The organism is Streptomyces sp. R-07, assembly GCF_049913175.1.
In the GTDB taxonomy this organism is placed as follows: Bacteria; Actinomycetota; Actinomycetes; order Streptomycetales; family Streptomycetaceae; genus Streptomyces.
This window is the reverse complement of the sequence record NZ_CP183978.1, coordinates 6589647-6610869: the sequence shown is the minus strand read 5'-3', so window position 1 is coordinate 6610869 and position 21223 is coordinate 6589647. Positions and strand designations below refer to the sequence as shown.

Genomic DNA, 21223 nt, shown 5'->3' with positions numbered 1-21223 from the left:
GCGGTGCGCCGGTTCACCAGGCGGGCCCGGTGACCGGCACTCGGTGACCGGCACTCGGTGACCGGCTCGGTAGCCGTGCAACGCGTCGCGTCGGCGGCGCTCCGGCTCAATAGCCCTGCACCGCGCCGCGTCGGCGGCGCTCCGGCTCGGTAGCCGTGCACCGCGTCGCGTCGGCGGCGGCCCGGCTCAGTAGCCGTCCACGCCGAGCTCGGTGACCGAGGCGAACAGGTGCTCCCACACCCCGGCGCCGGGCGCGCCGTCGGCCAGCGCCCCGGCGTCCACCTCCGCCATCGCCCGGAGGAAGGTCTTCACGCCGTCCTCCCCGGGGTACGGGTCCCAGCAGGCGCCCATGTGACGGCGGACGCCCTCCAGGAACCGGACGAAGGACTCCAGGTCACGGACGAGCGGGAAGACGGCGTCGCCGCCGGGGCCGTGGCTGCCGTCCGGCTGGCGCAGGCCGACCGCGCCGGTCCCGGGGTGGACGAGGACCTCCCCGGGGTCGCAGTACCCGAGGTCGAACTCGCCCACGCGCAACAGGCCTTCGGGGCCCGGGGCCAGCGGCTCGTCGGCGACCGCGAAGGACGTGACGCCGGCCGCCCAGTGGCGGGGCAGTCCGGCCTCGGCGAGCAGCGTCCGGGTCGGTGCGTGCGTGAGGGCGGCGGGCAGCTCGGCCGGCGGGACGCGGACGACCCAGGAGGGGCCGAAGACCGCGTCGAGCCGGGCCGCGGTGAGCGGGCCGTCCGCGTTCCTCGTGCCGGGCCGGAACCACGGCCCGCCGTCCGCCGGAACCGGCCGGGAGGAATCGGCGCCGCCCGTCGGCCAGTCGGCGAGGGCCGCGTCGTTCTGCTGCACCACGACCACTCCGCGCGCGTCGTGGAAGACGTAGCGGCCGCCGTCCAGCGGGATCGGCTCCTCCCAGGAGTCGGGGTGACGCAGTACCCAGGACTCGTCGTCGCCGTCGAACAGCCAGGGCCCGTCCGGCTCGGTCTCCTCGTACGGTTCGGCCGTGCCCTCGGCGGGGGCGGGGCGGGGCCGGCCGGTGGCCAGGTCGAACCAGGTGTCCTCGCACCACAGGGCCCAGACCTTCACCAGCGGGGTGCCCTCGGCCTCGTACACCTCGGCGGAGCGGTCGCCGCTGAGGTTCGGCGCGGCCTCGTAGGCGCCGACCGGCCGCCACCAGGCCCACACCGTCCGCCAGGGCAGCCCCGGTTCGGCCGCCGCCACGCGCTCGGCGTACTCCCGGTGGCCGAGGACGGTCGCGGCGAAGTGCAGCCAGGAGGCGAACTCGGCGGGGGTCGCCGGGGCGCTCCCGAACACCGCCTCGGCCTGGGTGAACACCTCGCGGCCGACGCCGCCGTGCTCCTCCGGCAGGGCGTCGAGGCGGGCACGGAGCTCGGCGCGGTCGTGGCGCAGGACCTCGGCGGGGTCGTCGAGCAGGGTACGGAGATCGAGATCGGTCACCGGCCCATCGTGCCAGCCCCGGCCGCTGTCATACCCGGGACGTAGGGTCGGAGACACCCCCTGGGGTGCGCGTGGCGGTGTCGTTCGCGCTGTCCAACTGCTCGGCGAGGAGAAGGAGTCGGTACGTGAGCGGTGCCCCTGAGCCCGTGGCGGAGGGCCTCTACCGGGTACGGAACGTGGCCAGCGGGCTGCTCCTCGAGGTGTACGAGGGGTCGAACCGCAGCGGCGCGAACGTGCAGCAGGGCACCGGGAACGGAACTCCCGGGCAGCACTGGCACATCACGCCCGTGCCGAACGGCGGCGGGCTCCATCACCTGGTCAACGCGGCCAGCGGCAAACGGCTCGACGTCGCGAACGCGTCCACGGAGAACGGCGCCAACATCCAGCAGTGGAAGGCGAACAACTTCGGCGCGCAGGAGTGGGTCATCGAGCAGGACCTCCAGTCGCCGGGGACGGTGGCTCTGGTGAGCTTCGTCAGCGGGCTGTTCCTGGAGGTCGCGGACGAGTCGAAGGAGGACGGGGGCAACGTCCGGCAGTGGGAGGACACCGACTCGCCGTTCCAGTGGTGGCGGCTGGAGCCGGTGTCCTGACAGGAGCCGAACGGTCCGCGATCAGCCCTTGCGGGCGGTGTGGACGGTGCGGGCCGTGAGGTGGAACAGGTCCCTGCGGTGGTGCAGGGACAGCTCGTCGGCCGGGTCGAGGAGCCGGTCCAGGGTCTCCTTGTCGTCCGCGTCCAGGCGGGCGCCCAAGCCGTCCCGGAGGCGCTCGTAGTGGGCCAGGGCCAGTTCCCGGACCGCCGGGGACACGGGTGCGGGGACGTCGGTGAGGAAGGTGCGGGTGCCGGCGGGGGTGAGTCCGGCGCCGGCGAGCAGCGCCCGCCAGTCGTCCCGCTCCTCCTTGGCTCCCGGGAGGTCGGCGCGCATCTCGCCGAACCAGTCGGCGTTGGCGGCGTCGAGCCGGGCCTCCAGGCCGGGGCGGCCCATCCCGATGTGCCAGGGCAGGTGACGGGTGGGCAGACCGCCCTCGACGAGGACCATCAGCCCGCCGGGGTTCAGGATGCCGGCGAACTCCGCGAGCGCGGCGCTCTGGTCGCCCATGTGGTGCAGGGAGTTGCCGGCCCAGACGAGGTCGGCCCGCCCCAGGGTGCCGATCCCTTCGGGGAGTTCGGCGTGGAGGGTGGAGACCCGGGCGCCGAGGCCGCGGGCCTCCGCGCGGGCCTGGGCCCGGGCGAGGAGTTCGGGGGTGCCGTCGACGGCGACCGTCTCGGCGGCCGGGAACGCCTCGGCGAGCAGGCTGGTCACGACCCCGGGACCGCTGCCGACGTCGAGGATCCGGCGGACGCCCTGCACCGGCGCGAGGGTGCCCAGCCAGGCGGCGGCCTCCGCGTAGGCGGGGCTCGCGATCTCGGCCTGCCGCTCCAGGAGCGGCGCCATCTCGCTCCAGTCGAGATGGGTGTGGTCGTGGTGACCGTGGCCGTGCTGCCGGCCGTGGCCCTCGCCGTGCGAGGGGCCGGGGTGGGACGCGCGATGCTGGCTCATGGCTCCAGGGTGCGACGGTACGGCCCGGGGCGCGAGAAATATTGCCGGTCCGGCAACAGTCGCCTGCTCCGCGGCGCCGACCCCCGGTCCCCGGGTCCTGCGCCCGGCGGGTCAGCCGCGGCCCCGGTGTTCCTGCGGGCTGACGCCTCGTACCCGCTTGAAGGCGGCGCTCAGGGCGAACGCGCCGCTGTAGCCGACCTGCCGGGCTACGGCCTCGACGGTGGCGTCCGTCTCGCGGAGCAGGTCGGCGGCGAGCGCGAGCCGCCAGCCGGTGAGGTACGCCATCGGGGGCTCCCCGACGAGCTCGGTGAACCGACGGGCGAGCGCGGCCCGGGACACGCCCGACTTCGTGGCGAGCGAGGCGACGGTCCAGGGGTGGGCGGGGTCGTTCTGGAGCAGCCGGAGCGCCCGGCCGACCACCGGGTCGCCCATCGCGCGGTACCAGGCGGGGGCCTCGGCTCCGGGCCGGGAGAACCAGGCGCGGACGGCGGCGATGAGGAGCAGGTCGAGGACCCGGTCGAGGACGACGCTCTGGCCGGGTTCGTCGCGGGAGATCTCCTCGTCGAGGAAGGGCATGAGGGGGCAGTTCCACACGTCGGCGGGCAGGTGCGCGAGCCCCGGCAGGGCGTCGAGGAGCCTGCGGCCGACCTCGCCGTCCATCAGGTAGGTGCCGACGAGGACGGTGGTGCCGCCGTCCGGGGCGTTGCCCCAGGTGCGGACGCCGAGCCGCATGGACTGGGCGAGCGGCTCCCCGGAGAGGGTGGTGCAGCAGCCGTCGACGCCGATCCTGGCGGTGGGCGCGGCGTCGGGCGTGTGGGCGACGGTGTACGGCTCGGGGCCGCGGGCGACTGCGATGTCCCCGGGGCGCATCAGGACGGGTTCGCCGCTGTCGGGGACGATCCAGGCCTCGCCCTCGGTGACGCACATGAGGCAGATCGGGGCTTCGTCCTCGATGCGCACGGACCACGGCGGCTCCATGATCATGCGGAGCAGGAAGGCGCCCTTGGCGCGTGGCCCGTCGAGGAGTCCGGCGAGTGCGTCCATGGTGCGCAAGGGTAGGCCGTCCGGGGGACGTCGCGGGGGTCGGAGTGCCTGAGACGGAGGCGTAGGCGGGTGAGACTGCGGAGCATGGGCGGGCGGCGCTCGGGGCGGGAGTCTTGAGCCATGACGACGAACACGAACGACACGCAGAGCACGCGGAGCACGACGATCCTGGTGACGAGCGCCACCGGCAAGACCGGGCGGCGCGTGGCCGAGCGGCTGACCGCGCGCGGCGCGACGGTCCGTGCCGGCTCCCGGGCCGGGGCGACGCCCTTCGACTGGGAGGCCCCGGAGACCTGGGCGCCGGCGCTGCGGGGCGCGGACGCCGCGTACGTGGCCTACTACCCGGACCTGGCCGCCCCCGGCGCGGTCGAGGCGATGGAGAGCTTCGGCCGGCTGGCCGTGGGGAACGGCGTCCGGCGGCTCACCCTCCTCTCCGGGCGCGGGGAGCCGGCGGCGGTCCTGGCCGAGGAGGCCCTGCGGGCGGCGGCGTCCGGGGCCGAACTGACCGTCGTACGGGCCTCGTTCTTCGCGCAGAACTTCTCCGAGGGGCTGCTCGCGGAGGGCGTCGCCGAGGGCGCGGTCGTCTTCCCCGCCGGCGACACGGCCGAGCCGTTCATCGACGCAGACGACCTGGCGGACGTCGTCGTCGAGACGCTGACGGCGGACGGGCACGCCGGGCGGGTGCACGAGGTGACGGGCCCCCGGCCGGTGGACTTCGCGGAGGTCGCGGCGGAGATCTCCCGCGCCTCGGGCCGCCCGGTGGTCTATCAGCCGGTGTCCGAGGCGGACTACGCCGGGCTGCTCGCCGGTTTCGGGCTGCCGGCCCCCGAGGCGGAGTGGCTCGCGGCGCTGTTCGCGACGCTCCTCGACGGTCACAACGCCTCGGCGACGGACGGGGTGAAGCGGATCCTGGGCCGCGAGCCGCGCTCCTTCGCCGAGTTCGCGGCGGGGGTGTGGGGCGGCGCGGCGTCCTGAACGGCCCGGTCTCCGGTCGGACGCCCCGTCTCTGGCCGGACGCCCGGTCTCCGGTCGGACGCCCCGTCTCTGGCCGGACGCCCGGTCTCCGGTCGGACGCCCCGTCTCTGGCCGGACGCCCGGTCTCCGGTCAGGTGTACAGCGCGGCCAGGGCCCGTACGGTCGCGGCGATGTGGTCGCGGAGGTCCTCGGGGGCGAGGACCTCCACCTCGGCGCCGAGCCCGAGGAAGGTGTCGTGCGCGTGCTGCGCCGATTCCACGGGGAGGGTGGCGCGGGTCCAGCCGTCCGGTTCGGGGGTGCCGGTGGCGGCGAGTGCCCGGGCGGCGGCCCCGGTGAGCCGGGCGGCGCCGCGCGCGGAGATCCGTACGAGCGCCTCGCCCTGGTGGAGCCGGGCGTGGAAGTCCTCCTGGCCGGCCCGCCAGTGGGCGGCGAGGTCGAAGCCGGCCGGGATCTCGGCCTCCTCGTCGGTGACGGTGAGCGCGAGGATCTGGTCGACGCGGTAGGTGCGCGGGCCGGGCCCGGCGACCAGGTACCAGCGGCCGGCCTTGAGGACGAGTCCGTACGGCTCCAGCCGCCGGTCGACGTCGGTGGGCTCCTTCCAGCGCCGGTAGCGGACCTCCAGGACGCGGCCCGCGCGGACGGCGTCGGCGACCTCGGGCAGGAACGGGGCCTCGGTGGACTCCGCGTACCAGCCGGGGGCGTCGATGTGGAACCGGGCCCGCAGCCGGTCGACGTGTTCGCGGAGCGGCGCGGGCAGTGTGGCCCTCAGCTTCAGCTGGGCGTCCGCGAAGTGCGGTCCGAGCCCGAGTTCGTCGGCGGCGACGGGCAGCCCGGCGAGGACGAGCGCCTCGGCCTCGCGGGCGTAGAGCTCGGCGAGGCGGTGCCGGTATCCGGCGAGCAGCCGGTAGCCGCCGCGGTGCCCGGCGTCCCCGTACAGCGGCACTCCGGCGGCCTGCAGTGCCTCCACGTCGCGGTAGACGGTGCGGACGGAGACTTCCAGTTCCCCGGCGAGGCGGTCGGCCGTCATCGGACCGCGGGTCTGGAGCAGCAGGAGGATCGAGACGAGGCGGCTGGACTTCACTGACACAGGGTGTCAGTGAAGTCTCCTTACGGTCCAGTCATGGCATTCGCAGAGAAGAGACTCCTGGTCCTGCCGCCGGTCGAGATCGCCGGGCGGCACCTCAAGCGCTATCACGTCGCCTCCGGTCCCGGGGGCATCGAACCGGAGGTGGAGAAGGCGGCGTACGCCCTGCTGCCGGAGCTGCTTCCGGAGCCGGACGGCACCCCGGCGGCGGGCTTCGTGGTGCTGCACCGCGGCGGTGACAGCGGCGCGTACCTCAACGCGTACAGCTGGGTGTGGGACAACGTGCTCCACTTCGGCGGCGCGGCCGCCGGCCAGCCCGCCCTGGACTGCCCGGACACCGATCCGGCGCACTTCGTCCGGGTCGACCGCTCGTGGATCGGCTGCGTGTGGGAGCTGCCGCCGCTCGGGCACGAACGGGAGGCCTGGGTGCGGCACATGCTGGAGCCCCGGACGCCGGACCTGGCGGGATACCTCGGGGACGCGCTGCCCTCCGGTACGACGGGAGGCCGGGCGTGACGGCCGACGGCTTCGCCTTCCTCGACGGACGGTGGCGGGTCCGCAACCGCCGCCTCGCGGACTTCCTCGATCCGGAGAGCGGGTGGAAGGAGTTCGAGGGGCACACCACGGGCCGGCTGTTCTGGGACGGCCGGGCGCACGTGGACGAGATCGTCTTCCCGTCCGAGGGCTTCAGTGGACTGACGCTGCGGCTGTACGAGCCGGAGTACGGCGAGTGGACGCTGAACTGGTCCAACAGCCGTACGGGAAAGCTGGACCCGCCGGTGAGGGGCAGGTTCGCCGACGACGGGACGGGCACCTTCCACGGGACGGACAGCTACGCCGGCCGCCCGGTGCGCGTGCGGTTCCGCTGGTCGGGGATCGGGCCGGACACGGCCCGCTGGGAGCAGGCCTTCGCCGCCGAGGACACCGACGCGTGGGTGACGAACTGGGTGATGGAGTTCAGCCGCGAGTCCCGCCGCGCCTGACGAAGCTCGCGAGCCGGTAGCGGGGGTCGGCTCGGGGCCGGTCCTGGTCCGGGAGGGCGGTCAGGGCGGCGGCGAGCGTCTCGGTGGTCGCCGGGTCGCCGTCGAACCAGGAGGCGAAGTAGCCGGCGCGCAGCTTCCGGACGGTGTCGCGCGGGGTGGAGCCCTGTCCGTGCCCGGTGAAGCGGGTGCCGGGGGCGGGGTCGAGGCCGTGGGCGGCGGCCTGCCGGGTGATCAGGTCGCCGCGGTCGGAGGCCGCCGCGGCCGAGCGGTACGGGCGGAGGATCGCGTCGATGTCGCTGCCGACGTCGTGGGCGGCGTCCTTGTCGACGGTGGCGATCAGGACGCCGCCGGGCCGCAGCACCCGGGCCGCCTCCGCGACGATCTCCGGCGCGAAGGGCACGAGGTGCAGCAGCCAGACGGCGCTGACCGCGTCGACGGCGGCGTCGGGCAGCGGCAGCCGACGGGCGTCGGCGCGCACGGCGCGGCCGGGCGCCCGGCCGGCGGCGACCCGCACCATGGCGTGGGCGGCGTCGGCCCCGTACACGCGCAGGCCGGGCCGGGCGAGCCGTTCGGTGACGAGGCCGGTGCCGCAGGCGAGGTCGAGCAGGGTGCGGGCGCCGGGCGGCACGAGCCGCAGGACGGCCCCGGCGGCCGCCTCGGCCCTGGGCACCCCGCCACGGGTCCGGTCGTAGTGCGCTGCCTCTGCCTCGTAGTCGAGCACGGTCTCCGCCATGCCCGCGATCCTAATGAGGGTCAGGTCGCGCCGTGGCCGGGGGCGATCCGTTCGACGCGGTCGGCGAGTTCGAAGTCCTTCTCGGTGACGGCGCCGCCGGCGGAGTGGGTGTTCACGGCGAGGGCGACCGTGTTGTAGCCGAGGGTGAGGTCGGAGTGGTGGTCCAGCTCCTGCTGGATCTGGGCCACGTGGACGACGAGGGCGGTCGCCGCGAAGTGGTCGCCGAGCCGGTAGGTCCGGGTGAGCCGGTCCGTGTCGACGGACCAGCCGGGAAGCTCCCGCAAGCGGTCCTCGATCTCCTTCTGCGACAGCGGCTGTGTGGGCACGGCGGTGCTCCCTCCGGTCGGGTGGTGCGGGTGACGGGGTGACGGACAGGGGCCCCGGGGAAAGCTACCCGTGGTCCCCCTCTGGGATACCGTCTGGCCATGACAACTGTCGTGAGCGACACGGGGGTGGGGCCCCTGCTGCGCGGATGGCGTGAGCAGCGGCGGCTGAGCCAGCTGGAGCTGGCGCTGCGCGCGGACTCCTCGGCGCGGCACATCTCGTTCGTGGAGACGGGCCGTTCCCGGCCGAGCGAGGACATGGTCCTGAAGCTCGCCGAGCACCTGGACGTGCCGGTGCGCGACCGGAACGCGCTGCTGCTCGCGGCGGGTTACGCGCCCCGGTACGCGGAGTCGCCGCTCGACGCGCCGCGCCTGGAGACGCTGCGCTGGGGCATCCAGCAGTTGCTCGACGGGTACGAGCCGTATCCGGCCCTGGTGGTCGACGGCACGTACACGGTGGTGGCGGCCAACCGGGGGGTCGAGCTGCTGGTCGGCGGGCTTCCGGAGCACCTCCTGACCCCGCCGATGAACGCGATGCGCCTCACCCTGCACCCGGAGGGCCTGGCGCCCCGGATCCGGAACCTGCGGGAGTGGCGGGGCCACCTCCTGGCCCAGATGGACCGTCAGATCGCGCTGGCCCGTTCGGAGCCGCTGCGGGAGCTGTACGAGGAGGTGGCGGGCTATCCGCTGCCGGAGCGGATCGATCCTGAGGACCGGCCGGACGCGGAGCCGTACCCGTACTTCGCGCTGCCGCTGCGGATCGAGCACGACGGGCGGGTGCTGTCCTTCGTGTCGTCGATCTCGACGTTCAACACGCCGATGGACGTGACCGTCGCCGAGCTGGCCATCGAGACGCTCCTCCCGGCCGACCCGGAGACGGTCGCGTACCTCCAGTCGCTGAACCGCTGATCCTCTCGGCTGATCCTCGCGGCTGGTCCTCAGCGGGCGACGGACGCGACGGCCCGCAGCGCCGCCCACTGGAGCCCGGCGAAGCCGGCGACGGTGGCCGCCTGCATCGGGGTCCACACCAGGCCGGCGGTGGTCGGCTCCAGCCAGGCGACGAGGGCGACGACGCTGAGGACGGCCCAGATCACGTTGGCGTCGACGACGAGCTTCACGGCGAGTGCGGGGGGCTGCGGGCGGCTCGCGAGCCAGGCGACGCCCGCGGCGAACGCGGTGAGGAAGACGCCGAGTTCGAGGAGCAGTCCCGCGTCGACGCCGAGGAGTTCGCCGAGGGGGCCGGAGGCGGCGAGGTAGGCGATCCCGTTGGCCCCGGTGACGACGGCGTCGAGGGCGAGGAAGCGGCGCAGCGCGGACTCGGGGCGGGTGGTGCGAGCGATCCTTGAAGATCGGGGCAGGGCCTGGGACATGGCGGATCACCCTCCATAGGGGGACGTTCGTGCTGGTGGTGGGTCCGGAGCCCGAGCGGAGTGCGCCGCCCGGGTTCCGGTGTTCCTGAGCATGCCGGGCGGCGCGGAGGGGGTCGATTACGCCGGAAGTAATGGCGGCCTTCGTGCAGGGGGCGGGACGGACTCCGGACGGCCGTGTCACCGCTCCCCCGGGGTGAGTAGTCTTCGCGCCGGGGTGGCCGGAACAGGTGCCCCGGAGGGGGAGAACACAGATGGCGTGGAACAAGGAACGGGCCCACATGGTGGCCACCGGGGACGATCACAAGGTGACGCCCGCGGAGCTCTTCTTCGACCTGGTGTTCGTGTACGCGATCACGCAGGTCACCGCCCTGATGGCGGCCGCGCCCTCGCCGGTGCGGATGGTCGGCGCGATGGTCGTGCTCGCGCTGCTCTGGTGGTGCTGGTGCGCCTTCGCCTGGCTGGGCAATGTCGTAAGGGCCGATTCCGGCGCGGTGTTCGGCGTCCTCGTCACCGTCATGGCCGTCGTCCTGATCGTGTCGCTGGACGTGCCCGAGGTCTTCGCGGACGCGCCGGGCGGGCTCTCGGCACCGCTGGTCTTCGTGCTCTGTTACGGCGCGGTGCGCGTCCTGCACCTGACCTCGTACTGGCTCTCCAGCCCGGGGGACACCGCGCTGCGGGTCACCCTCCGGCGTACGGCCATGGCGTCCGTACTGCCGCCGCTGGTCCTGCTCCTCATCGGCTGCGCGTACGACGGCCGGGTCCAACTCCTGCTGTGGCTGGGGGCGGTGGCCGTCGACTACGGCGGCATCTACGTCACCGGTTCCTCCGGCTGGCGGGTCAACTCCCCCGGGCACTTCGCCGAGCGGCACGGCCTGATCGTCATCATCGCCCTGGGCGAGTCCATCGTGGCGATGGGCGTGGGCGTCTCCGGTTTCCCCCTCTCGTACGCCGTGCTGGGCGCCTCGGCCGCCGGGCTGCTGCTCTCGGCGGGGCTGTGGCGGCTGTACTTCCGGCAGCTCGGCGAGGCCGCCGAGCACCGTCTCTCCGGGCTCGACGGCGACGAGCGCACCCGCTTCGCGCGGGACGTCTACACCTTCCTGCACCTGCCGCTGGTCGCGGGTGTCGTGCTCCTCGCGCTCGGCATGAAGAAGGTCCTCCAGCAGGTCGCCGACACCGGTCACTACGGTCTCGCCGAGCCTCTGCACGGCGTCGTGGCCTGGTCGCTGACCGGGGGCGTCGGCGTCTACCTGCTCGGCGCCGCCGCGATCGTGCTGCGCACCTCGGGCCGCCGGCCGACCGCCCTGGCCGTGGGCGGGGTGTGCTGCCTGGCGGCGGGCCCCCTGGTCGGCCTCGTCCCGGCCCTGGTGGCCCTCGCGGTCCTCGCGGGAGCGGCGGCGGTCCTCGTGGAACTGCACACCCGGCGCGGCGTGGGGACGTTCGAGGCGGTGGAGGCGGCGTGAGCCGCGGGGCGGGACGTCTTGAGGCGGGGGTCCCAGCGGCGGCTTGAGGCCGGGTCGCGGCGGCGGGAGCGCGGGTCCCAGCCGCGGCTTGAGGACCGGGTCACGGCGGCGGGAGCGCGGGGCACGGCCGCGGCTTGAGGCCCGGGTCACGGCGGCGGGAGCGCGGGGCACGGCGGCGGCTTGAGGCCCGGGTCGCGGCGGCGGGAGCGCGGGTCCCAGCGGCGGCTTGAGGCGCGGGTCCCTGCGGCGGGAGCGCGGGTCACGGCCGGGCACGGTCGGGCTGGTGACTTGGAGGATCGTGGCGTTGCGGCGCGGTGGGGCGGGCCGATCGGACAAGACTTCGCGGCGGCCGGTGAGCCGGCTGACGCCGCGGACGGTCCCGGACGAGGAGCGCTCATGCGCAGGCTGGCCGGGATCCGCCGGGGCGCGCCGGTGGTCGAGCGGGAGGAGTACGTGCTCGGCACGGTGTGCGGGGCCGTGCCGATCACGGTCGGCGGGGTCCACTCGGCGGTGGGGTTCTCGCTGCCGGTCGACCAGGAGGACCGGCTCGAGGAGACGGCTCTGCGACTGCGGAACCGACTCGAAGGGGCGTTGACGGCCCATGCCTTCACCGTGCTGACCTGACGCGGGGCCGCGCGGTCGGTACGCGGCGGGCCGGTGGCCTCCCGGAGGTGTGCTCCGGGAGGCCGTTTCCCGGGGTTCAGCGAAGGGGGCCTTCGCGGTTCTCCCGGTGGGCGGACGGCTCGGGCGTGCGGACCGTCGCCTCGGCGGACCGGGCAGCGGCCGGGGCACCGGGCTCGGTCACGGTGCGCTCGGTGCGGCGGGCGCGGGAGGCCTCGGCGCGCAGCAGGGCCTGGAGGACGGCGTACGGGTCGACGGGCATGGCGGAACTCCTCGTGGTGCGGGGGGTGATGTCGTACGGACTGCGGGGAGGCGTGGCCTCTCAGCAGCGCATCACCACGCACCGGAGCGCGTCGCCGCGCGGGGCGGGTACGGGGGCGGGGGCCGGGGTCCGGCGGTGACCCCGGGTGCCGTGGGCCCGGGGTCCGGGCCGGGCGGGGCGGAGGCCCATGGTGTGCCGTCGGGCCCGGCCGGGGAGTCCGGCATCGACGGCGGCCGTGTCGTGGGTCTCGCCGCCCGGGTCGGAGGCCGGGGCCGCGGCGCGCGTCTCGGCGACGGGGAGCGCGGCGGCGGCCCCGGTGCCGAACAGCGCGGCGAGGACGAGCAGGAGCGCGATCCACCGGTGCCGGCCCCGGTCCGGGCGCGCCGGGCGCCCCGCCGGGGTGGCGGGCGCGGCGGGCGTCTGGTGCGCGGGGCTCACGGAGATCCGTACTGCCCCGCCGTGCGTCTGGCGCGGCGCCCGAGGCCCGAACTCCGCCCGGGCGGCCTACGTCAGGGCACCGGATTCACCGCCCCGGCGGTCATCCTCGGCTCGCCCGGGGGGGGCATCCCCGGTCGACGGCGCGGCTCGCCCGGCGGTCATCTCCGGTCGACGGCTCGGCTCGCCCGGGGGGCATCTCCCGGTCGACGGCGCGGCCCCTCCGGTGGCGGCGGGCAGGCGTCCACCTCAGTGGTTCTTGTCCGGTGCGACCGGGTCATCGACCGGGAGAAGCGATTCCGACGCGTCTGCGGACGGCGCGATCTCCACCGGCCCCAGCGGCACCTGCGGACCCGAGGACTCGCGCAGCCAGCGCCGCAGGACCCGGTGCACCTGCTCCGCCCCGACCAGCTCCTCCCCCGCGCCGACCGGCGGTGAGAGGTCCGGCGGTGAGAGGAGGAAGGCGTGCGACTGCTCGCCGCCCAGGCCGCCGTGCGAGCCGATCTGCTCCTCGAAGGCGTGCACGGTTCCCGTCGCCGGGTCGTACATGGAGTTGACCATGATGTCCGCGACGTGCGGGAAGCCGTCCGTGCGCCGCACGGCGCGCGCCGCTCCCCGCCCGAAGACCGCGAGGGGTCCGCCGTCCGCGAGCTCGGTGACCGGCACCTCCGCCCCGTCGCGGGCGAGCACCACCGAGCCGTGCTCGGCACTGGCGACGAGCACGAAGCCGACGCCGGGATGGTGCGCGAGGGTCCGCAGCAGCGCCGGATGGCGGCGGTCGATCTCCTCCCGGGTCATCCGGTGCGGCACGTCGGGGAAGGAGACCAGGCCCAGGTTGCCCGAGGCGAGGACCACCGGCTCGGAGGGCCGGGCGGGCAGCTCCCGCGCTGTCTCGCCGCTCTCGTCCACCGGCCGGTGCAGCGCGCTGCGCAGCGCGTCCCTGGCCGCGTCCCGCGCCTCCGAACCGCTTCGAGTGCGCCGCACGCGGCGCGGCACGGGGAGCCCGCACCCGGCCCGTACAAGATCCTTGAGGGTCAGCCCGTACGCCGACTCGAAGGTCTCGCCGGGGCTCTGCCCGTGGTCGGAGAGGAGCACGATCCGGTACGGCCGTGGGGCGTGCTCGGCGACGGTCGCGATGAGCCCGATCGCGCGGTCGAGGCGCGCCAGGACCTGGTCCGTGTCGCGGCCGTGCGGGCCCGAGTGGTGCGCCACCTCGTCGTACGCGACGAGGTCGGCGTAGACCGCGGTCCGCCCGGCCAGCATGTCCCCCATCACCGCGGAGACCACGACGTCCCGCTCGACGACCGTCGCGAAGGCGCGGACGAAGGGGTACGTGCCGCCGCGCGAGACCCTCGGGGTCTCCCGGCGCAGCAGCGCCCGCGTCGACTGGTACATCTCGCGGAAGCACTCGGTGACGAGCGATCCGGCGGTGCGGACGGCGTTGGCCGGGTCGGAGAAGTACGCGAAGTAGCCCGCCCTGGAGCGGTTGCGGCGGCCGCGCCGGGCGGCCATCGACAGGACGAGGGCGAGCTGGTCGGCGCCGCCGCTGAAGAGGTTGCCCCGGGAGGCCCCGTCGACGGTCAGGAGACCGCCGTCCCCGGTGCGGCGCACGGCCCGGCGCTGGAGCTCGACGGCGCTCGCCGGGCGGTTCGACACCATGAGCCGGCCGGTGTCCTTCTCGTACCAGCGGAAGGCGGGCACGTCCTCGTTGGAGCCGTGCAGGATGCCGAGCTGGCTGGCGCCGGTCTGGCTGGACCAGTCGGTGCGCCAGGGGGTGAGCCGGTGGCCGGTGTCCAGCCAGCCCGCGACGGTCGGCATGAGGCCGTCGGCGACGGCTCCGCGCAGCACGTGGTGGCCGACGCCGTCGAGCTGGAGGAAGACCGTGCCGGGCACGGACCCCGCCGTGTCGCCGGGGTCGCGGGGGCGGGTGCGGCCGGTGAGCCGGTAGAGCCGGCGCCGGTAGGCGTCGTCGTCGCGGACGGCGAGGGCCGTGGAGGTGGCGGAGGCGACGGCGGACATGACGGCGGCGACCACGACGGCGGTCTCGGGGTCGGCGGCCCCACGCCCGTCGGGGATGAGCCACAGCGCGACGAGCAGCAGGGAGCCGTTGAGGAAGAAGACGAGCAGGCCGAGGACGAGCGCGGGGACGAGCAGCAGCGCCCGTACGATCAGCGGCCACACGAGCGCGCCGAGCAGACCGAACGCGCCCGCGGCGGTGGCGGCGGTGAGGGCGGTCCGCGTGAAGCTGTCGCCGTCGGCGGACTGGAGCTGGAAGTCGGGGAGGAGTCCGGCGAGCAGGAGCATGGTGAGCGTGGACACCCCCCAGACCACGAGCACCCGCGCCACTGTCCTGCCCGCGGACCGCCAGCGGTCGGCGCCACCCCATCGCCCGTCACCCACGCCCGCTTCACCTTTCGCCCGTTTCCTGCCTCAAGCGTGGCACAACGGCCGCGATCGGGCGGGAGAGGCGGAGGGTCTCGCCGGCGACGCGACCTCAGGAGCCGTCGTACCCCGCGGTGGGCATCGAGAGCCGCCGGTGCACCCCGGCCTTGGCCGCGGTGTCGTACGGAGGTTCGTCAAGTCCCACGGTCTCCACGCGCACACCGCGTCGCTCGCACTCGGCGCGGAAGCCCGGCACCGAGGTCAACGCGCGTGCGAGGACGCGTTCGTTGGGGGCCACGAAGAGGTCCACCGTCCCGGCCTCCACATCGGCCCAGAGCGCCGCGTGGTCCGGGCTGATTCCGTAGCAGAACAGCTGACGGGCCAGCACGTATCCCTTGTCGTCGGCCCAGCGCGCGCACACCGCGTGCTGGCGGCGCGTGTCGACAAGGAAGGGGTCGCTGTCCAGCTCTTCGAGCGGGGTGAGACTGGCGATCGCCGCCACCCGAACGTCGTCCATGGGCCGACCCTACTGCCGGAAGGTGACGCCCGAACATCCTCCGGAGCACGCTCCGGACATTTACTCTCGTTACGGAACGACGTCATGCAGCGGCCACGGACAGCGGACGACGGACGACAGACAGCGGACGACAGACAGCGGAAGGGCGGCATGCCGGTGGAGGTCACCTGGTGGGGGCACGCGACCTGCACGGTCGAGGACTCCGGGGTCCGCTTCCTCACCGATCCGCTGTTCGCGCGGCGGCTCGCGCACCTGCGCCGGCGGCGCGGCGCCCTGCCGCCGCCCGAGGCCGCCCGCGCCGAGGCCGTCCTCGTCTCGCACCTGCACGCCGACCACCTCCACCTCCCCTCGCTCGCGCTGCTCCCGCCGGGGACGCGGATCCTCGTGCCGCGGGGCGCGCCCGCCGCCGTACCGGGGCTTCGCCGGCTCGACCGGGCGGGGCTGCGGCTGACCGAGGTGGCGCCGGGCGACGCGGTGACGGTGGAGGGCGTGACGGTACGGGCCGTGCCGGCGCTCCACGACGGGCGGCGGCTGCCGGTCGGACCGCACCGCGTCCCCGCGCTCGGGTACGTCGTCGAGGGCGAGGCCCGTACGTATTTCGCCGGGGACACCGGCCTGTTCGACGGCATGGCGGACGCGGTGGGCCCGGTGGACGTGGCCCTGCTGCCGGTCGGCGGCTGGGGGCCCTACCTCGGGCACGGCCACCTCGACGCGGGGCGGGCCGCCGAGGCGCTCGCCGCGCTCTCGCCGGCCGCGGCGGTGCCGGTGCACTACGGCACGTACTGGCCGATCGGGCTCGACGGGGTCCGGCCGCACGAGTTCCACGCACCGGGCGACGAGTTCGTCCGGCACGCGGCCCGGCTCGCGCCGAAGGTGGCGGTCCACCTCCTCGGCCACGGCGACCGGGTGCGGCCGGAGGTCGCACGGTGATCCTCGGTGTCACCGGGATGGTCACGGCGGTGCGCGAGCTGCCTCCGGAGTCGACGCAGCAGGCGGTCGGCTATCCCTCGCTGTTCCTGCTCGTGGCGCTCGGCGCGCTGGTGCCGATCGTGCCGACGGGCGCGATCGTCAGTTCGGCGGCGGTGGTCGCCTTCCACCAGTCCTCGCCGTTCTCGCTGATCTTCGTCTTCCTGGTGGCGGCGTCCGCCGCGTGCCTCGGCGACACGGCGCTCTACTGGCTCGGGCAGCGCGGGGTCCGTTCCCGCAACGGCTCGCGGTGGCTCGCCGCGCTGCGGTCCCGGGTGACGCCGGACCGGCTCGCGCACGCGCAGGAGCGGCTCGACACGCATCAGGTGTCGGTGCTCGTGCTGTCCCGGCTCGTTCCGGCCGGCCGGATCCCGGTGATGCTGGCGTGTCTGCTCTCCGAGATGCCGCTGCGCCGCTTCGTCCGGGCGGACGTGGCGGCGTGCCTGGCGTGGGCGGCGACGTACCAGCTGATCGGGATCCTGGGCGGTTCGCTCTTCCCGGAGCCCTGGCAGGGAGTCGTCGCGGCGGTCGGCCTGACGGTGCTGATCAGCGCGGTCCCGGCAGTGTGGCGGCGGGTCAGGGGGTCCGGGGCCCCGTCAGGGCACGAGCACCCGTGAGCCGCCGATCGGCAGGTCCCACAGGTCCTCGCGGCTCAGACCGGCCTTCTCCCACGCGTCCCTCACCCGGGTGAGGGGTTCGAGGACCGGCTCGGAGGAGAGCACGAACGTGGCCCAGTGCATGGGCGCCATCCGCCGCGCGCCGAGGTCCTGGTGCGCGCGGACCGCCTCCTCGGGATCGGTGTGGACGTCGCTGAGCCACCAGCGCGGGTCGTAGGCGCCGATCGGGAGCAGCGCCAGGTCGATGCCGGGGTAGCGGCGGCCGATCTCGGCGAACCAGTGGCCGTAACCGGTGTCCCCGGCGAAGTGGATCCGGCGCCCGGCCCGGTCGGTGAGCACCCAGCCGCCCCACAGGGAGCGGCAGGTGTCCAGGAGGGTGCGCTTGGACCAGTGGTGCGCGGGGACGAAGTCGAAGCGGACGCCGTCGAGTTCGGCGGCCTCCCACCAGTCGAGCTCGGTCACGCGGCTGAACCGGCGGCGGGCGAACCAGCGGCCGAGTCCGGCCGGGACGAAGACCGGGGTGTGCCGGGGCAGCCGCTTGAGGGTGGGGCCGTCGAGGTGGTCGAAGTGGTTGTGGCTGATGACGACGGCGTCGACGGGTGGCAGGTCCTCCCAGCGGACCCCGACCGGGGTGAGCCGGGCCGGAGTGCCGAAGATGCGGCGGGACCAGACCGGGTCGGTGAGGACGGTGAGCCCGCCGACGCGCAGGACCCAACTGGCGTGCCCGGCCCAGGTGACGGCGAGGGTGTCGGGTCCGGCGGGCGGCAGCGGGCCGGGCTCGAAGGGCAGCAGGGGGATGTCGCGGAGGCCCTCGGGACGGGGGCGTACGGCTCCTTCGCGGGCGAGCCGCGCCAGGGCCCGGACGCCGGGCAGGGGTGCGGTGAGCCGGTCGGCGAAGGTGCGGGGCCAGTCGTGGCGCAGCCGGCCGACGGGCTGGAGGACGGGGGCGGGCGCGGGGGGCGCGACCCGGTCGGGGGCGTACCGGGTCTGCGCGGCGCGAGCGGGGGGTGCCGTCCGTTCGGTCATCTGCGGGCTCCGTTCCGCTCGTGCTCGGCGCTTCGTGGAGTGGACGTGGGACGTCGACGTACGGCCGTGCTCACCGGAGTTCCTCCAGGGCTCCTCCGAAGTCCTCCAACGCGCTTGCCACATGCGGCAGTTCCACGGGCTCGGCCGCCCCGAGGGCCTCGGCGCGCTCCTCCTCGGTACTGCCGAGGAACATGTCGGTGCCGAACCTGACGCGCAGCGCGCCGAGTTCGTCGCCGAAGCGGTGACCACCAGTCGCCGGGGCGCCGAGCCGCGTGGTGAAGTGGCTCTCCAGTTCCAGGGAGTCCGTGACGCCCCGGGCGGCGAGCCCGGCGCGCAGCGGTCCGAGGTCGGCGTAGAGGTGGCGGCCGGCCTGCGGGGGCCGGGCGAGGGCTCCGGCGGCGAGGACGGTGCGGTGCGCGGCCGCGGCGAGACGTCCGTGGACGGTGGCGGCGCGCCGGGCCCGTGCGGTGACGTCCTCGGGCTCGTCGAGGGCGTGGGCCATGGCGGGGGCCACGGGCCCGGGGACGAGGGCCCCGAGGGCGGTGAGCACGTCGAGGACGCGGGCCCTGCGGTCGGTCCAGCGGTCGGCGCGGGACGGGTCGGTGGGCGGGAAGCGGGCGATGGCGCAGGGCCAGGCGGCGGGGGTGAGGGCGCCGCCGAGGTCGACGAGGACGGTGACGTCGTCGGGGCACATCTCGGCGGGGCTGAGCAGCACGATGTCGTGCGGGTGGTGGAGGGTGTCGCGCCAGGTCTCGTCGCTGATGACGTGCAGGCCCTCGGCGACGGCGGCCTCGCAGGCCTCACGGACGAGCTCGGGCGCGGCGACGGTGGCGGTGGGGTCGTCGGCGACGGAGAGCAGCAGGACGCGGGGGTCGCCGCCCTCGGCGCGGATCCGCCGGACGGTCTCCAGGAGGGCGAACGGGTCGGGGACGCCGCCCGCCTCCGCCGGCGTGGGCACGTGGTAGGCGGGGCGGCCGAGGAGCCGGGCCTGCGGGGTCCACCAGGCGGGGCAGGGGCGGGGCAGCAGGAGGTCGCCGCCGTGGGCGGCGATCAGGGCCAGGAGCAGGACGGGGGCGCCGGGGGCGGCGACCACGTCCTCGGGGTGGGTGCGCAGGCCACGGCGCCACCAGTAGCCGGCGGCGGCCTCGCGCAGGACGGGCCCGCCGCCGGGCGGCTCGGGGGTGGTCCGCCCGGCGGCGGCGGCGAGGAGCCCGGCGAGTCCGGGCAGGACGGGGAGGCCGGTGTCCGGTGCGGGAGGTCCGTAGCGCACCGGTCCACGGCCTTCCGGAGCCGTCTGCCGCATGTCCCGTACCTCCTGAGCACACGGGGGCGCCGGGAAGGCACCCCCGTGCCCTTTATACGAAGATTCAGACGTTTCCGCCCGCCCAGACGCGACGCCCCCACTGCGGCCGCCTCGGGCGCGGGGCCGGCACGCCCCCGCCCCCCGTTGTGGGCATACGTTCCGCAGGGGCGGAACGGGTGGGCACAACGGACGGCGCCCTTGCCGGCGCCAGAGGCTCCCGCGCCCGAACCCGCACCCCTTTGCGCGCCGCACACGTGGTGCGGGCAGGTACAGGGGGCGGAGGCGCCCGCAAAGGCGCCGTCCCGTGTGCCCACCCGTCCCGCCCCAGCGGGACGATTGCCCACACGGGCGATGGCGGGGGCGCGGGCGCGTGCCCGCACGGGCGGGGGGTGCGGGTTCTGGCGGTCCGCGCGGCGGCGCCCGGGGTCCAGGGGGTGTCGGGGGCCGGCTCGGCTTGGTGGGTTGTGGAGACCGCGGTCGTTTCCGGCCCGATCGGTCAGGGCCGTCCGGGTGACGGAGGGCAGGCACGGAGCCGGGCCGCGGGAAGGCCCCGTGGGGCGGACCGGTCCATGGAGGCGTACGGCCCCGCCGGAATGCGGGGGCGGTCCGGGTGGCCCCCGGGCCAGAATGCGCCATGTCGATTCGTGAAGCGCTTCCCCAAGACGCGGCGGAACTCGCCGCCGTGCACGTCCTCTCCTGGCGGGCCGCCTACCGCGACCTGCTCCCCGGCCCGTATCTCGACGCCCTCGACCCGGAGGAGCGCGCCGCCGTGTGGCGCGCCCGCCTCACGGCCCCGGACCGGCCCACCGCGCTCGTGGCGACGGGGGACGACGGGCGGCTGGTCGCGTTCTCCTGCTTCCGGCCCTGGCCCGGCGAGGAGTTCGCGCCCGGAAGCACCGCCGAGCTGGCGGCGCTGTACGCCCTGCCGCAGGTCTGGGGCACGGGCGTCGGGCGGGCGCTCATGTCGGCTTCCACCGAGGCGCTCGTCGCGCGCGGGTTCCGGGCGGCGGCGCTGTGGGTCTTCGCGGGCAACGCGCGGGGGCGGAGGTTCTACGAGGCCGCGGGCTGGCGGCCGGACGGGACGACGGTCCGGGAGGAGACGGGCGGTCGGCTCCTGGAGGAACTCCGGTACCGTCGGGACCTGTTGAGCTGAACCTTGTCCACATCTCAAGACGCAGGTCTCATCATTCGGCCGACGCGCATACGGTGGAGGCACGCACCCACACCGAGGGAGTCGGTTCGATGACGCACGCCTCCGCGCAGCCCGCGGCCCATGAGACCGCCGTCTACACCCATGGCCACCACGAGTCGGTCCTGCGCTCGCACACCTGGCGGACCGCCGCCAACTCCGCCGCCTACCTGCTGCCCGAACTGCGCCCGGGCCTGGACGTCCTGGACGTGGGCTGCGGGCCCGGCACCATCACCGCCGATCTGGCCGCGCTGGTCGCTCCGGGCCGGGTGACCGCGGTCGACGCCGCCGAGGACGTCCTGACGAAGGCCCGCGCGGTGGCCGCCGAACGCGGCCTGGACAACGTCGAGTTCGCGGTCGCCGACGTCCACGCCCTGGACTTCCCCGACGACTCCTTCGACGTCGTCCACGCCCATCAGGTGCTGCAGCACGTCGGCGATCCGGTCCAGGCCCTGCGCGAGATGCGCCGGGTGTGCCGCCCCGGCGGGGTCGTCGCGGCCCGGGACAGCGATTACGGGGCCTTCGCCTGGTACCCCGAGCCGCCCGCACTGGACGGATGGCGGGACCTGTACCACCGGGTCGCGCGCGCCAACGGCGGCGAACCGGACGCGGGACGGCGGCTGTTCTCCTGGGCCCGGCAGGCGGGCTTCACCGACATCACGACGACGGCCGGCACCTGGTGTTACGCCACCCCCGAGGAGCGGGAGTGGTGGAGCGGCCTGTGGGCCGACCGTACGACCGCTTCCGCCTACGCCGATCTGGCCGTCACCGGCGGGCACGCGACCAGGGCCGAACTGGCGTCGATCGCGGACGCCTGGCGGGAGTGGGGCCAGCAGGAGGACGCCTGGTTCATGGTCCCGCACGGCGAGATCCTGTGCCGGGCGTCCTGACCCGCACGGCAAGACCCTGCGCCGGGTGCCCTGACCCGCACGGC

General features: G+C 75.3%; 24 protein-coding genes. 11 read left to right on the top strand and 13 right to left on the bottom strand.

Annotated elements, in window-relative coordinates:
* Positions 1-186: 186 nt before the first annotated feature.
* Positions 187-1461: an SUKH-4 family immunity protein gene (locus ACN9M0_RS30295; protein ID WP_426404529.1), complete on the bottom strand. Its 1275-nt coding sequence runs from the start codon at positions 1459-1461 to the stop codon at positions 187-189.
* 125 nt (positions 1462-1586) lie between these two features.
* On the opposite strand from ACN9M0_RS30295, the gene ACN9M0_RS30290 reads away from it, so the two are divergent.
* Positions 1587-2051 carry an RICIN domain-containing protein gene (locus ACN9M0_RS30290; RefSeq protein ID WP_366040798.1) on the top strand — a complete coding sequence of 155 codons (465 nt, stop codon included), beginning with the start codon at positions 1587-1589 and terminating at the stop codon, positions 2049-2051.
* A 21-nt stretch (positions 2052-2072) separates the two neighbouring features.
* Here ACN9M0_RS30290 and ACN9M0_RS30285 read toward each other — a convergent pair whose 3' ends face one another.
* Both ACN9M0_RS30285 and ACN9M0_RS30280 read right to left on the bottom strand, forming a co-directional pair.
* Positions 2073-2999, bottom strand: a complete 927-nt coding sequence (locus tag ACN9M0_RS30285; protein WP_426404528.1) for a class I SAM-dependent methyltransferase — start codon at positions 2997-2999, stop codon at positions 2073-2075.
* Positions 3000-3110: 111 nt separating this feature from the next.
* Entirely contained in the window at positions 3111-4043 is a 933-nt protein-coding gene (locus tag ACN9M0_RS30280; protein WP_426404527.1) for a cupin domain-containing protein, read from the bottom strand.
* 120 nt (positions 4044-4163) lie between these two features.
* On the opposite strand from ACN9M0_RS30280, the gene ACN9M0_RS30275 reads away from it, so the two are divergent.
* The gene (locus tag ACN9M0_RS30275; RefSeq protein WP_399696689.1) at positions 4164-5018 is read left to right on the top strand and encodes an NmrA family transcriptional regulator; all 855 of its coding nucleotides are present in this window, start codon (positions 4164-4166) and stop codon (positions 5016-5018) included.
* Positions 5019-5148: 130 nt separating this feature from the next.
* Here ACN9M0_RS30275 and ACN9M0_RS30270 read toward each other — a convergent pair whose 3' ends face one another.
* A complete protein-coding gene (locus ACN9M0_RS30270; protein ID WP_426404526.1) occupies positions 5149-6099 on the bottom strand; it encodes a helix-turn-helix transcriptional regulator in 951 nt (316 codons plus the stop codon).
* Between the two features lie 39 nt (positions 6100-6138).
* Between ACN9M0_RS30270 and ACN9M0_RS30265 the strand changes: the two genes are divergently transcribed.
* Together ACN9M0_RS30265 and ACN9M0_RS30260 are read left to right on the top strand one after the other, a co-directional pair.
* The gene (locus tag ACN9M0_RS30265) at positions 6139-6618 is read left to right on the top strand and encodes a hypothetical protein (RefSeq protein WP_366040793.1); all 480 of its coding nucleotides are present in this window, start codon (positions 6139-6141) and stop codon (positions 6616-6618) included.
* Positions 6615-7085, top strand: coding sequence for a hypothetical protein (locus ACN9M0_RS30260; RefSeq protein WP_426404525.1), 471 nt, complete (start codon positions 6615-6617; stop codon positions 7083-7085). Before ACN9M0_RS30265 ends, ACN9M0_RS30260 begins: the two co-directional genes overlap by 4 nt.
* On the opposite strand, the gene ACN9M0_RS30255 is transcribed toward ACN9M0_RS30260, so the two are convergent.
* Both ACN9M0_RS30255 and ACN9M0_RS30250 read right to left on the bottom strand, forming a co-directional pair.
* Positions 7060-7818 (bottom strand): class I SAM-dependent methyltransferase, encoded by a 759-nt coding sequence (locus ACN9M0_RS30255; RefSeq protein ID WP_399696684.1) that lies wholly within the window; start codon positions 7816-7818, stop codon positions 7060-7062. The genes ACN9M0_RS30260 and ACN9M0_RS30255 overlap by 26 nt on opposite strands.
* A gap of 20 nt (positions 7819-7838) precedes the next feature.
* Positions 7839-8144 carry a 4a-hydroxytetrahydrobiopterin dehydratase gene (locus ACN9M0_RS30250; protein WP_366040108.1) on the bottom strand — a complete coding sequence of 102 codons (306 nt, stop codon included), beginning with the start codon at positions 8142-8144 and terminating at the stop codon, positions 7839-7841.
* 99 nt (positions 8145-8243) lie between these two features.
* Between ACN9M0_RS30250 and ACN9M0_RS30245 the strand changes: the two genes are divergently transcribed.
* Positions 8244-9050, top strand: a complete 807-nt coding sequence (locus ACN9M0_RS30245) for a helix-turn-helix domain-containing protein (RefSeq protein WP_426404524.1) — start codon at positions 8244-8246, stop codon at positions 9048-9050.
* Between the two features lie 29 nt (positions 9051-9079).
* Here ACN9M0_RS30245 and ACN9M0_RS30240 read toward each other — a convergent pair whose 3' ends face one another.
* Positions 9080-9511, bottom strand: coding sequence for a hypothetical protein (locus tag ACN9M0_RS30240; protein ID WP_399696682.1), 432 nt, complete (start codon positions 9509-9511; stop codon positions 9080-9082).
* Positions 9512-9762: 251 nt separating this feature from the next.
* On the opposite strand from ACN9M0_RS30240, the gene ACN9M0_RS30235 reads away from it, so the two are divergent.
* Together ACN9M0_RS30235 and ACN9M0_RS30230 are read left to right on the top strand one after the other, a co-directional pair.
* A complete protein-coding gene (locus ACN9M0_RS30235; protein WP_366040105.1) occupies positions 9763-10971 on the top strand; it encodes a low temperature requirement protein A in 1209 nt (402 codons plus the stop codon).
* A gap of 396 nt (positions 10972-11367) precedes the next feature.
* Positions 11368-11595, top strand: a complete 228-nt coding sequence (locus ACN9M0_RS30230) for a hypothetical protein (protein ID WP_426404523.1) — start codon at positions 11368-11370, stop codon at positions 11593-11595.
* Positions 11596-11671: 76 nt separating this feature from the next.
* Here ACN9M0_RS30230 and ACN9M0_RS30225 read toward each other — a convergent pair whose 3' ends face one another.
* The 4 genes from ACN9M0_RS30225 to ACN9M0_RS30210 all read right to left on the bottom strand — a co-directional run bounded on the left by ACN9M0_RS30225 (position 11672) and on the right by ACN9M0_RS30210 (position 15188).
* Complete coding sequence (locus ACN9M0_RS30225; RefSeq protein WP_366040103.1) at positions 11672-11854, bottom strand: hypothetical protein; 183 nt, start codon at positions 11852-11854, stop codon at positions 11672-11674.
* Between the two features lie 60 nt (positions 11855-11914).
* Entirely contained in the window at positions 11915-12292 is a 378-nt protein-coding gene (locus ACN9M0_RS30220; RefSeq protein WP_366040102.1) for a hypothetical protein, read from the bottom strand.
* Between the two features lie 246 nt (positions 12293-12538).
* Positions 12539-14689, bottom strand: coding sequence for a phage holin family protein (locus ACN9M0_RS30215; protein WP_426404522.1), 2151 nt, complete (start codon positions 14687-14689; stop codon positions 12539-12541).
* A gap of 94 nt (positions 14690-14783) precedes the next feature.
* Complete coding sequence (locus ACN9M0_RS30210) at positions 14784-15188, bottom strand: hypothetical protein (protein ID WP_366040100.1); 405 nt, start codon at positions 15186-15188, stop codon at positions 14784-14786.
* A 150-nt stretch (positions 15189-15338) separates the two neighbouring features.
* Between ACN9M0_RS30210 and ACN9M0_RS30205 the strand changes: the two genes are divergently transcribed.
* Both ACN9M0_RS30205 and ACN9M0_RS30200 read left to right on the top strand, forming a co-directional pair.
* Positions 15339-16118, top strand: a complete 780-nt coding sequence (locus ACN9M0_RS30205) for an MBL fold metallo-hydrolase (protein WP_366040099.1) — start codon at positions 15339-15341, stop codon at positions 16116-16118.
* Between the two features lie 17 nt (positions 16119-16135).
* Positions 16136-16771 carry a DedA family protein gene (locus ACN9M0_RS30200; protein ID WP_426405346.1) on the top strand — a complete coding sequence of 212 codons (636 nt, stop codon included), beginning with the start codon at positions 16136-16138 and terminating at the stop codon, positions 16769-16771.
* On the opposite strand, the gene ACN9M0_RS30195 is transcribed toward ACN9M0_RS30200, so the two are convergent.
* Together ACN9M0_RS30195 and ACN9M0_RS30190 are read right to left on the bottom strand one after the other, a co-directional pair.
* A complete protein-coding gene (locus ACN9M0_RS30195) occupies positions 16751-17797 on the bottom strand; it encodes an MBL fold metallo-hydrolase (protein WP_366040098.1) in 1047 nt (348 codons plus the stop codon). The two genes, ACN9M0_RS30200 and ACN9M0_RS30195, sit on opposite strands and share 21 nt — an antisense overlap.
* Before the next feature lie 70 nt (positions 17798-17867).
* Complete coding sequence (locus ACN9M0_RS30190; RefSeq protein ID WP_426404521.1) at positions 17868-19100, bottom strand: aminotransferase class I/II-fold pyridoxal phosphate-dependent enzyme; 1233 nt, start codon at positions 19098-19100, stop codon at positions 17868-17870.
* 634 nt (positions 19101-19734) lie between these two features.
* On the opposite strand from ACN9M0_RS30190, the gene ACN9M0_RS30185 reads away from it, so the two are divergent.
* The gene (locus ACN9M0_RS30185) at positions 19735-20253 is read left to right on the top strand and encodes a GNAT family N-acetyltransferase (RefSeq protein WP_399696669.1); all 519 of its coding nucleotides are present in this window, start codon (positions 19735-19737) and stop codon (positions 20251-20253) included.
* Between the two features lie 89 nt (positions 20254-20342).
* Entirely contained in the window at positions 20343-21179 is an 837-nt protein-coding gene (locus ACN9M0_RS30180) for a methyltransferase domain-containing protein (RefSeq protein ID WP_366040095.1), read from the top strand.
* Positions 21180-21223: the final 44 nt, after the last annotated feature.